We start from the raw sequence: 10154 nt of genomic DNA, 5'->3' as shown, positions 1-10154 counted from the left end.
TCTGGCACCTTTCTCGAAAGAAAAACAATCCGATTTGTCACAGGATTAGACTTCAACCGCATTTTAAAATTCATAATCGCTTCGATGAGTTTATCTTCGTACAGCGTGTCAAAATCGTTTGGAACTGCATTGGTGAGTTTGACCCACCGGTTTCTAAATCCACTTCATAACAAGAAAAATCGACATAGCCGGTAATACATACCAAACTATGCCGATATTTTTCCGGGATTAAAAATCCCTAAGACGCACCCTCTAAAAGGGGGTTAGTTTCTGAGCTTATTAACTAGATCATTTGCTTTCTTCACGCCTTTACCTGCTGTATTTCCTACCCATTGGCTGGTTGGGCTACCAAGCGAGGAGCCAAGTATTGAACCTATAATTCGGGCGTTGGCTTCGCTTACGCTGCCTGCGCCTGTGAGGTTTTTAACTGAGTTCCCCATGGCACTTGTGAGACCTTCTCCTTGCCTCATGGCCTGCCTAGTATTTGTGTACAAATTCTTTGCTATATGACCAGCCGCTAATGTCGGACCTGCGGCCATTTTACCTGTGGCACCCAACATAGCAGCTACGGCCGGACCAGCTACTGGTGCAAGGGCGCCGGCAAACGCTGCTCCTTTTGCCACTTTCGTGCTTTGATCGCCCGCCCTTTCGGTAAGACTGCTTAACTGCGGCTGGATTTGAGGGGGTTCGCTTTCTGCTCCTTCTCTCTGTTTTAATGGCGGGATCGGGGTCATTCTGTATCCGTCTTCGTAGTCTCCGTATGGGCTTCCACTTGAGGCACCACTTGCTTCTGATCCGTACATACCGCCAGAGATATATTCCTCTCCGCCGCTTTCACCCATACTAGATAGGCCAAGCCCAGGACTTCCAGCATCAGAATCGGCAATTCCCGCTCCGCTAACTCCCGCTCCGCCAACTCCCAAACCGCCAAGTCCTGTATCTGGTTCCGGGGCGTCTGTGCCCAATGCGTCACTTACTATCCTCGCGGTTTCTCTATCGCCGCCTTCGTAGCCACCCATATCAGCAGCAAATGCGCCTACACCGCTGGAGCCAGCCATACCAGCACCCATTCCGGCGGTTGTTCCAGCTAAACCAATACCGGCTCTTCCTAAGCCACCTCCGCTGCCTCCGCCGCCCTGGTTTCCCGTGACACCGTTTGCGACATTGGATGCGGCTTTATTTATCTTATTACTGCTTCCGCGGGCAGTTCCATATAATGCTCCACCAATGGCGGCAAGAGATGCCATGCCGCCAAAAGCAAGCCTTTCCTCGTCTACCGTTCCGGCGCGAGCCACCAGGCTCATAAACACAGAAGACATGGCTTTTGAGACAGGAGGTATGACCATAAACATAAAGAATACGTTCCATGCTGAAAGTGTAGCCATTCTCTGTCCCCCTTTCTAATACCACTTACCACTGGTAAGTTGAAAAATATAACCGGCTATCAACATCGCCGATCCCAGTATGCCGAGTCCAACCATTGCTTTACCGAAACCACTCTTGGCCTCAGCGATATCATTATCGCCCGTGGCTGTCACAATCTTGAACCCCAGCTTGACCATTATGAGGGTGCAAATAGCTCCCCCCAAACCGGCTACCCACATGGCTACATGTATCAAGCCCTGGTTTATCTGGGTAGCATCTACAATAGCGGTTTCTCTTCCAAATAACACCATGATAAACACTCCCATTGTAAGGGCATGGGCTGACTGTACAAATATGGTCTGGATTATTTCCGCTAGAGGAATTTCATAAATACGCTTGTTTCCCGAAAATCCCCACAGTCCTGCAAATATTGGAATCGCAACAAAAAACGCTATAACAACGTACTTTCTAATTGTATATAGGGCGTTAAAATAAACCATGAACCCGACCATCGCAAGGTTTAATATAGAGTCAGTAAATACGTTGCCGGTTTGAAAATTCGTGGTAGACTTCAGGAGTTCAACCTGCCCATTGAAGATAAGCGTGTCTACAGAGTTAAGTCCAAGAACATATTTAAAAAGGTTAGTGATGCCCTGGAATATTAACGCAATAATCTTTTCAAACATACCGGCAGGGGATAAACTGCTTTTATTTTCTAAAACCGCTTCTGCCGTAGATGCGTTAACAATATGGGCAAAGAAACTTACAAAACTGTCGTTTACTCCGATTAATATTTTTATAAACAATGGAGCCAGCGCAATTATTGTCATGGCGATAACACATCTTTGAAGGTCTTCACTGAATGACGCTTTTATTCCGGGATTCGCAGAGGCTGCCATATACCGATAGCCTGATATAACTATCGTTATAACCAACAGGCCAGCAACAACTCCCGATATGCTGTTGTAAATAAACATCATAAGGGGCCATCTTTCTTCAGGGAAAATCGTGTAGTAATCCTTTTCCCTTTCGACTGGCTCCATTTGCTGCTGGTTCTCTGCCTGCCCCGCTGCGCATGCAACCCCAGAACCTGAATGAACAATATCCGCCGCCAGTGGAGCCGTGTAAAGCATTGCTAAAAACAGCAGCAAGAAGATAGCATATTTTCTTTTCATATCTTCTTAACGCACCAGGACCGCTTCGGGGTTTGAGTTCAAGAAGTGTTCTTCAAATTCAAACCCTCTGAAGTTGACTACTGCGCTCTCCTTTCCGCTTTGCAGAAGGCCCTGCCCTCTCGTAAACTTTGATACCTGATCAACCACGTTTTGCGGAAGACCAAAAAGCCTACCAAGGGCATCGGCTTCTTCTTTTTTTAATCTTAAGATAAACTTTGTATCGCACTGATTTAGCAATACACGGCCTTCGTCGCTGGCAAATTCCGAAAAGGATTGCGATGCGACCAAAAGCGATGTGTTATATTTAGCACCCCGGCGTGCCATATTTGACAAGAATTCAGCGGTCTCCCTGTTCCGCATAAACCTCCACGCTTCGTCAATCATAACACTTTTTCTTGTTTGGCGGTTTTTCTTTACAAATTTCTCCCATATCCATGAAACCATAACATAAGAGGCATACAGTTTGGCGAATGTTGACTCCAGGGCTGAGATATCGAACACTACAAGCGGTGAGTCGTAAAATTTCTCTTTTGTCTGACCGTCAAAATATCCTTGTGGCCCGCCCTTTTGGAAAGGAACGAGTATCCTTGCAAGTTTAGCAGCGTCCATAGTGTGGAGCCTTTCAGCCAGGCTTGTAATAGTGGGCATTTCTTTATGATATTTACCCACCTTAGCTCCTTCTTCGGTTTCGACCCCGCCCATTTCGTAAATACTGTCGGGATCGCTGGTTACGCCTCTCGCCTTGTATTCTTCGCTTACTGCGTGCATAAGGACAGCCCTGTCCTCCGCTGAGAGCTTTCCATCGCCTTGTATTTCAACCATGGCGGAGATAAGCGAGGCAATTTCATCCTGCTTGTTGGCCAGGTCATTATAATGTTTTTTCAACTGCGAGTCATAGTCAGGCTCCACATCAAAGATGTTAAACATGCACTCCATGCCAGGATGGAACCTGATATATGTCCCGTCAAGAGCTTCCGCCAGTGATTTATACTCTCCTTCAGGGTCTAATACAACCGTCCGTATACCGTGTACCATCGTCCTTGAGATAATACCCTTGCAAGTGTAACTTTTCCCTGAACGGGTCATACCCACAACAAACATATGCGGGCCAAACAATCTGGGCTGCCCGATAAATGTGTCCAAGAAGACAGGTGAGCCTGTACGGTTGCTTCCAAAGAATATTCCTGAGGGGTGGCTGAAATTTTCGCTAATAAGCGGCGAAAGGCAGGCAGCATTGGCGATGGTAGCATCATGGTATTCAGGTAGAATACCTCTTGCCATCGGCAGGATTGATTTAAGCCCGTCTATCTGCCTTTTATACAGCGTAATAGCTTTAGTGCCGCCGAGGATGTCCACCACCCTGCGGTACCTGTAGTGCATCTCCTTATAACTTTCTCCAGTGATCATTATCGTTACAATCACTGCGGATATATTGCTTCTATGAAGACTGATTGAAGTCAGCAGCTGCTGGAAGAATTGATATTTTTCACTGAGAACACCAAGGCGCCTCGTGCTTCCTTTTTTCTGCTCCGTTAACAACTCGGCCCCGACCATAGTCATTTGTTTACCCACTCTTCTGGAGGCTTCCTCGTAAGAGTAAGGGTTAATATAGACTGAGAGGGCTACACCCGGGATGTTTGTGATTCTGCCGAACCAGTTGAATACTATCTGCTCCGGCATAACCTCAACGACCATCATCCTGCAATAGGAATCGTTAATCCTTATATGATCTTCCATCTCTTTTATGCGATCCGGGAGATAGGCTGTAGCTATATTGCCACAAGGATTGACCTCAGTTTTTTGCTCCTGTTTCTTCTTAAACTTTTTCAGCATATTTACCCACCTCCGAGGCGGTTTTATATTCTGATACCGGATCTGTAACAAAAACAGGCATATCACCCAAGGCTCTTTGGCTGGCAAAGCTCGTACCGTGACGTATCATGCCTTTCTTAGGCAGCATATTCTGTTTTAGTCCTTTGGTTTTCAATATATTGACATACCTCTCTTTCTGAAAGATGAATGGGCTGTATACCTTGCAGGTATTTAGATGACTTGACAAGGCTTTTGTTATCCAGGATTTGCCCAAAAACATCCATAGCTTCTTCGGTGGACTGCAGTGGGGTGAACACAATACCTGCGTTTAACTGCAACGCAGAACCTATGGCATTGACCTTTTCTTTTAACCTTAATACCGGTTCGCCGTCAGAGCCATCATCGGTTAAAACTAGCCATGAGCTTTGACTGGTGATCTTTCTTGTTTTGTGCATATCGTCAAGAGCAGCCGCATAAAGCACTGAATAGCATCGCAAATTACCTTCCGGCATTTTCTGGGCTTCTTTGGCGATCTCCTGAGCCGCCCGGCCTGTGTTTGGGACAACGCTGGTAGTAACGAACTGGACAGGGAAATCGATCTCATTCAAGATATCTATAAAGATGGACTCCCTGATGTCCTGGTCATGATCAGACATAACTGAAAAGTTGGTCCCCTCGATCTTTCCCATCGCGCAGTAGAGGCCGCCCACTGAATATATACCGTCTTCAATGAATTCTATCGGAAGCAAATCTTCTATATGTGCGGTCTTTCCGCTCTCTTCTTCCTTCACTTCTACAGATTTATCTTCCTGTTTTGCCACCCTGTCGAATTTTTTTGGTTTACTTAAAATCGATAGCGTTACGCCTCCTGCTATAAGCAGAAGCATAAAAAACAATGCAAAACCTAATATCAAATCATAACACCTCCTATTTCCTATACATGATATAGTTACGAACCCTGTGTTTGAATTTAAAATTGTTTATTACGCTTTCGTCGTACTTTGCGTAATTATCAAATTGCTTTACATTTTTAAAGGCCACAATCGCACTTGCTGCAAGGGGCGGAATTCCCAGTGGGATAAAATATAAAATTCTTGGCATTGTGACCCCAAAGAGCGTTGGGATACTAATTGCCACTACAGCAAGGATGCACCCAAGCCCAAGGCACATACATTCTCTTAAGCCGAGGTTAAAAACCAATCTTTCTTCTCCCTTTGTGGAGAAAGGAACTTTATAAGCCTGCAACAAATATCACCTCCTAAAAATAGAAAAAGCCGGGAAACCCGGCTTAAGTTGATCCTGCGCCTGAAATTGTCTGGCATATAAATCCCACTAAGGTCACGGCCAGGCCAGCAACCGCTACGCCTATAATGACCTGTATAAAGTGCCCTTTTGCTTCTGCTTTTGCTTGCTCGGTAGTCGCTGTCGCCAGCCTGAAGCCTGAATATACAAGCATCCCAACCGCCACGGCTCCGATTAATGCACCAAAGCCTGTGGCGATGCCGACAATTTTGGAGCCAAGGGCTTCACTGTCAACTGTTTCCAAGCCTGCGTTGATACCATTTTCAGCGGCAAAGGCCATCACCGGGAATATCAGAGTGAAATACAGCGTGGTCAGAAGACTTACGAAATTCTTTTTCATTTGACATTCTCCTTTCTTAAGAATTTGTAATACTGATTACAAAGCCCACAATCGTCGGCGCCCATAAGACAACAATCAATCCTAATAGAGCAAACCCAACCATTACTCGGGCTCCCTTAAAGAAAATGCCGGCGATGACGCCGATCACCAAAGCAATAACAGTTACCGCGGCTATGGCACTTCTGGCAGTGCCGTAAAGCGCATCCGACATTCTATTGATTTTACCAGAGAACTCTTCTGGAGTAACTTCAGGGACTCCTGACGATATGGTCGCGCCATCTGAAGTGGTTGTCGTAGTAGTTGTGCTGGTTGTGTTGGTTGTGTCTGTTTCCGCAAAGGCCAGCGGACTGAATACCGAGACTAATATTGTCATCATTATTAAGATTTTAAATAAACGCATTTTTAACCCCCCTTTCTAAAATCAATCCGGTTTCCCGTGCGAGAATAGATAATCATTCTCACCCCCTTAAATAAATTTAAAATTCTTCGACGGCTTTCCAGCCGCGTTTTATATACGACTTTTCCAACTCGCCGCTTGCTTTCGTTCCGGCGATTATCCATACTACAATCATGCCGTACCCAAGAGTCAGGACGCCCACTATGAAAGAAATAAACGTCCAATATAACCCTCTCAGGTAGAGTCCATTAAAAAGATACCAGAATGGCCCCAGCCAGATTACAAAAATATTAAAACCCTTTCTAATAGTCTTCTTTTTACCATTGGCGGGGTTTTCATAGGTCATAAATCGAGCCAAAACGCACCTCCTTTTATTGCTGGTTTACTTCGCCCTGGTACACGCCCTTCTTTACGCTGTTAAGCCATGCCATCAATACGGGCCTGGCTGTCAGCGGTAGGGCGTATGTATTATCACCGCTGGACACAGCCCTCTGTATTGAGGCGGTAAACTGTGACTGTACATCGAGTCTGTTTGGCAATATTACCGTCAACCTGTCTCCTTCTTTAACACCAACATCTATGCCGGGGAACACCCCCTTGGGGAAAGTGTTGCTGTAGGGGCTGCCTGTCAATCTTGACCTTTTCAGCAGTTCATAATAAGCTGACCAGCTACCAAACTCTCCCAGTAACTTAAACAGGTTTTCGAGTGCCAGTTTCATAAGGCTGTCCCGAGGGACTCTCTCCTTCAAGATGTATCTGGAGAGGTCAAGGTTGTTTATGGAGATAGCGAGTTTCAGTCCAGAGATATTTTTCAGAACATACTTGACCAGGTGCGCCGCAGTAATACAGGCCAAGCACTCAGCCATTCTTGACGATACATGTCCGTAGCTGATCTGAAACTCTTTATACGTGGTTCCTTTAATTAACACATGGGCTGAACCTGAATTACCCGAGTATACCCTGATTCTTACCAGGTTCTTTTCGTTGTCCTGACCCGTTCTCTTAAAGTCAAATTTGACCTCACCGCCGGCAATCATCAGTGCAGCACTAAATGTTTTCTGTTTCCTCTTTGAAACAAATCCATCCAGAACCTTTGTCCGTCTATTGGTTACCAGTTCGTGGACAATTTCAGGGGTTATCTTTTTCCCGAGAAGTTCCTTTGGGATTACGACACAGTCGCATGAATACGACTTGTCGGACATCGTTACATTCCTTCCGCATGTCGGGCATCTCACATAAAACACTCCTTACCTAAATAATGAGATTGTCTCGTAGGCTGCCGGCCCATACCAAGATAAGAACCGCCATAAAACGAAATCTATCAAGCCTTTTCTCAGGCCTGTAAATCCTACTATTTCGCTTACCAGGGCATCTGGCGACTCGTAACCGAGATAATCGGTCAGCCTTACAAGGTGGACATCTGGTTTTACCACATCCATTCCGCAATTTCTAGCAAGATGATATTTCGTAACCGAACCAATAAAGGGATATGTCTCCAAGTATGAAAGGACTTCATTTTCACTCAAAGAAGCAAGTCTCTCACCAATGGGGCGATCATTTATTATTTTGCCTGCTGAAGCAATTACTGCTTTTGCCTTGCCCTTGTGGTTAATTACCATCAGGGCGTTTTGTAGAACATTCGGATCGCTGGCTACAGCATCTGGATCGAATTCGTGGTAAGCAGCTTTCAGGTAAGGCCACTTGGAGCGGATCACTCTTTCTGACATCCCTCCGTTATAAACGCACCATGCAAGTTCAGAATAAAAATCTGTGTCTGATGTTTCCCCGGGACCAGGGAGGTCTCGCCAGTAATCAATGCTTACATTGTTGGCGCCATCGTTGCTGACACACTTGTAAATAAACGCCCACATCTTTTGAAGGTCCATATTTCCTCCTGAAAATCTAAACATTCTTGGTTATAAAGTCAGAATTTCCTCCCTTGCCCGGAATTGATACTCTCTAAGGCGGTTTGATGCCACCTTATCACTACGGTTCTCCTTTCAGCCCGGCGATGGCGATCTGGCAGGCGATGTGTTCCGGCGGCCATTCAAGGTTATATCCTGCATTAGCTAGTGTAAGTGTTACATTTACCCCCAGTGCCTCCGGGCAAGCTGTAATATGAAATCCGCGATGTTCTCTGTGGAAATCGCGGATTTTAGTGAGTAGTTGTTTTCTCGCTGTCGGCTGCCAGTAAAGAAGGTTCCTTAGCTGTCGCTGTGTCCAGCCGGGGTGCTTTAACCTCATTTCCAGCACATGTTTTCTCAAGTTATACCGGTTTATTATGGCGTAAAAAAAGCCGTCCATATTAAATATCTCCTCAAACTTAGGGGCCTTCGGCGGGCAGCCTTCTTTCTTGTTATAGTTTGGACAACCGTATTTATGGCCTGGGTAAGGAGTTGTACAGAGTGTCCTTACATTATAGTCGATTACCGGTGTTACCTTCAGTATCATAGATTCACCGCCTGCCTCTCTGGAGTGAATAATGCGAGGACTTCTCTTGCCATTCCTCTATTACCGCAACTGATATATCTTCTTACATCAAAAGTTTGAATATCAGCACCGCGGTACAAGTTTAAAACGAATTCGGTAGCATGATTACTTATCAACACCGGCATGCCTTTTTCTGCAAGCTGTCTTGCAAGCCGAACCAAGTCTACCTGATCTTTTTTACTGAAACCGCCTACGGCGTAATTCGTGAAGTTTGCCGTTGATGATATAGGATCATATGGCGGATCAGCGTAAATTACGCATCCTTCTCCTGCCCTGCTCATTACATCCCTGAAGTCGGCACTTTCAAACCTGGCGCTTCCGGACTTCCTGTAGAAGTTTCTCATTTCCTCCTCGGGGAAATACGGCTTTAGCCTCCCAAACGGAGAGTTGAATATTCCCTTCGAGTTATACCGGCACAGTCCGTTATAACAGTAACGGTTTAAATAAAGAAACAAGGCTGCTTTCATACGCATGTCTGAAGTAGTATTAAATTCTTTCCTTAGCTGGTTAAAACGCTCCCTATTCTTATTTTCCTCGATAAAATATGTCTTGCAGTATTGAATGAAAGGCTCTCCCTCTGCCTGTAGTGTCTGGTAGAGGTTAATTAAATCTTTGTTTATGTCAGACAAAAAATATCGTCTATAATTAGTGCCGAGAAATACCGCACAAGAGCCAGCAAACGGCTCTATCAGTGTATGGCCGGCAGGGAGAGCTGCTTTAATTCGCTCTATAATATGCTGTTTACTTCCAGCCCACTTTAAAAATGGTTTCATATATGCCTCCTTTGAAATAAAAAACTGGCTTTTTACAGCCAGCTCCTTAAATAATTTTTACGGATTAGTAATCGTTGGGGTCCCAGAAATCATTGTTCATATCCGTATGATCTGGGAATGTATCTTGATCTATTTGGTTTTGGAAATCATTGTGCATATCAATATGATCTTGAAACATGTCTTGATCTATTTGATTTTGAAACATTTCGCATTGCCCCTGGAACATATTTACAGAGGTTTGGTGTATTTCTTGGGAAGTATTCATATGTTCCTGTGCTGTATCCACAGCGTATTGAGCGTCTCTCTCGGCCTGCTCATTAAACAACCGATCCTGCTCCATTAATATGGTGTTCATAGTCATAAACAGTTGATCTTGTCTTTGAGTTGAATCTATATAGATATTTTCGCCGCCATAAATATAGTTGTTATATGTATTTCGGGCTAGACCACATAAGCCTGATATTGCATTTATAAACATATCAAAAATCTTCACTTTACTA

The 10154-nt window shown here is 44.9% G+C and carries 14 protein-coding genes; all 14 read right to left on the bottom strand.

Going from position 1 to position 10154, the window contains the following annotated elements:
- Positions 1-263: 263 nt before the first annotated feature.
- The 14 genes from ACOBQJ_RS03175 to ACOBQJ_RS03110 all read right to left on the bottom strand — a co-directional run bounded on the left by ACOBQJ_RS03175 (position 264) and on the right by ACOBQJ_RS03110 (position 10147).
- The gene (locus tag ACOBQJ_RS03175; protein WP_421070275.1) at positions 264-1385 is read right to left on the bottom strand and encodes a hypothetical protein; all 1122 of its coding nucleotides are present in this window, start codon (positions 1383-1385) and stop codon (positions 264-266) included.
- 15 nt (positions 1386-1400) lie between these two features.
- On the bottom strand, positions 1401-2540 hold the full coding sequence (locus tag ACOBQJ_RS03170; RefSeq protein WP_421070274.1) for a pilin: 1140 nt from the start codon (positions 2538-2540) through the stop codon (positions 1401-1403).
- Positions 2541-2546: 6 nt separating this feature from the next.
- Positions 2547-4373: a VirB4 family type IV secretion system protein gene (locus tag ACOBQJ_RS03165; protein WP_421070273.1), complete on the bottom strand. Its 1827-nt coding sequence runs from the start codon at positions 4371-4373 to the stop codon at positions 2547-2549.
- A complete protein-coding gene (locus tag ACOBQJ_RS03160; RefSeq protein ID WP_421070272.1) occupies positions 4357-4500 on the bottom strand; it encodes a hypothetical protein in 144 nt (47 codons plus the stop codon). The genes ACOBQJ_RS03165 and ACOBQJ_RS03160 overlap by 17 nt, the downstream gene beginning before the upstream one ends.
- Complete coding sequence (locus tag ACOBQJ_RS03155; RefSeq protein WP_421070271.1) at positions 4490-5266, bottom strand: hypothetical protein; 777 nt, start codon at positions 5264-5266, stop codon at positions 4490-4492. The genes ACOBQJ_RS03160 and ACOBQJ_RS03155 overlap by 11 nt, the downstream gene beginning before the upstream one ends.
- A gap of 13 nt (positions 5267-5279) precedes the next feature.
- The gene (locus ACOBQJ_RS03150; RefSeq protein WP_421070270.1) at positions 5280-5600 is read right to left on the bottom strand and encodes a PrgI family mobile element protein; all 321 of its coding nucleotides are present in this window, start codon (positions 5598-5600) and stop codon (positions 5280-5282) included.
- Positions 5601-5640: 40 nt separating this feature from the next.
- Positions 5641-5994 (bottom strand): hypothetical protein, encoded by a 354-nt coding sequence (locus tag ACOBQJ_RS03145; RefSeq protein ID WP_421070269.1) that lies wholly within the window; start codon positions 5992-5994, stop codon positions 5641-5643.
- A gap of 16 nt (positions 5995-6010) precedes the next feature.
- Positions 6011-6394, bottom strand: coding sequence for a hypothetical protein (locus ACOBQJ_RS03140; protein WP_421070268.1), 384 nt, complete (start codon positions 6392-6394; stop codon positions 6011-6013).
- Positions 6395-6470: 76 nt separating this feature from the next.
- Positions 6471-6749 carry a hypothetical protein gene (locus tag ACOBQJ_RS03135; protein ID WP_421070267.1) on the bottom strand — a complete coding sequence of 93 codons (279 nt, stop codon included), beginning with the start codon at positions 6747-6749 and terminating at the stop codon, positions 6471-6473.
- 13 nt (positions 6750-6762) lie between these two features.
- Positions 6763-7626 carry a topoisomerase C-terminal repeat-containing protein gene (locus tag ACOBQJ_RS03130; RefSeq protein ID WP_421070266.1) on the bottom strand — a complete coding sequence of 288 codons (864 nt, stop codon included), beginning with the start codon at positions 7624-7626 and terminating at the stop codon, positions 6763-6765.
- Between the two features lie 12 nt (positions 7627-7638).
- Positions 7639-8301 (bottom strand): hypothetical protein, encoded by a 663-nt coding sequence (locus tag ACOBQJ_RS03125; protein ID WP_421070265.1) that lies wholly within the window; start codon positions 8299-8301, stop codon positions 7639-7641.
- Between the two features lie 76 nt (positions 8302-8377).
- Entirely contained in the window at positions 8378-8842 is a 465-nt protein-coding gene (locus ACOBQJ_RS03120; RefSeq protein WP_421070264.1) for a hypothetical protein, read from the bottom strand.
- Positions 8839-9654, bottom strand: coding sequence for a Dam family site-specific DNA-(adenine-N6)-methyltransferase (locus tag ACOBQJ_RS03115; protein WP_421070263.1), 816 nt, complete (start codon positions 9652-9654; stop codon positions 8839-8841). Before ACOBQJ_RS03115 ends, ACOBQJ_RS03120 begins: the two co-directional genes overlap by 4 nt.
- A 64-nt stretch (positions 9655-9718) precedes the next feature.
- Positions 9719-10147, bottom strand: coding sequence for a hypothetical protein (locus ACOBQJ_RS03110; RefSeq protein WP_421070262.1), 429 nt, complete (start codon positions 10145-10147; stop codon positions 9719-9721).
- Positions 10148-10154: the final 7 nt, after the last annotated feature.

Origin of the sequence: Pelotomaculum propionicicum, from assembly GCF_048984525.1 — a bacterium.
GTDB lineage: Bacteria > Bacillota > Desulfotomaculia > Desulfotomaculales > Pelotomaculaceae > Syntrophopropionicum > Syntrophopropionicum propionicicum_A.
This window is presented reverse-complemented; position numbering and strand designations above follow the sequence as displayed.

Excerpts from the sequence above, each read along its gene's own strand:
- ACOBQJ_RS03165 (WP_421070273.1), bottom strand. The coding sequence starts at position 4,373 with ATGCTGAAAAAGTTTAAGAAGAAACAGGAGCAAAAAACTGAGGTCAAT.
- ACOBQJ_RS03145 (WP_421070269.1), bottom strand. The coding sequence starts at position 5,994 with ATGAAAAAGAATTTCGTAAGTCTTCTGACCACGCTGTATTTCACTCTG.
- ACOBQJ_RS03140 (WP_421070268.1), bottom strand. The coding sequence starts at position 6,394 with ATGCGTTTATTTAAAATCTTAATAATGATGACAATATTAGTCTCGGTA.
- ACOBQJ_RS03115 (WP_421070263.1), bottom strand. The coding sequence starts at position 9,654 with ATGAAACCATTTTTAAAGTGGGCTGGAAGTAAACAGCATATTATAGAG.
- ACOBQJ_RS03175 (WP_421070275.1), bottom strand. The coding sequence starts at position 1,385 with ATGGCTACACTTTCAGCATGGAACGTATTCTTTATGTTTATGGTCATA.
- ACOBQJ_RS03120 (WP_421070264.1), bottom strand. The coding sequence starts at position 8,842 with ATGATACTGAAGGTAACACCGGTAATCGACTATAATGTAAGGACACTC.
- ACOBQJ_RS03125 (WP_421070265.1), bottom strand. The coding sequence starts at position 8,301 with ATGTTTAGATTTTCAGGAGGAAATATGGACCTTCAAAAGATGTGGGCG.
- ACOBQJ_RS03170 (WP_421070274.1), bottom strand. The coding sequence starts at position 2,540 with ATGAAAAGAAAATATGCTATCTTCTTGCTGCTGTTTTTAGCAATGCTT.
- ACOBQJ_RS03160 (WP_421070272.1), bottom strand. The coding sequence starts at position 4,500 with ATGCTGCCTAAGAAAGGCATGATACGTCACGGTACGAGCTTTGCCAGC.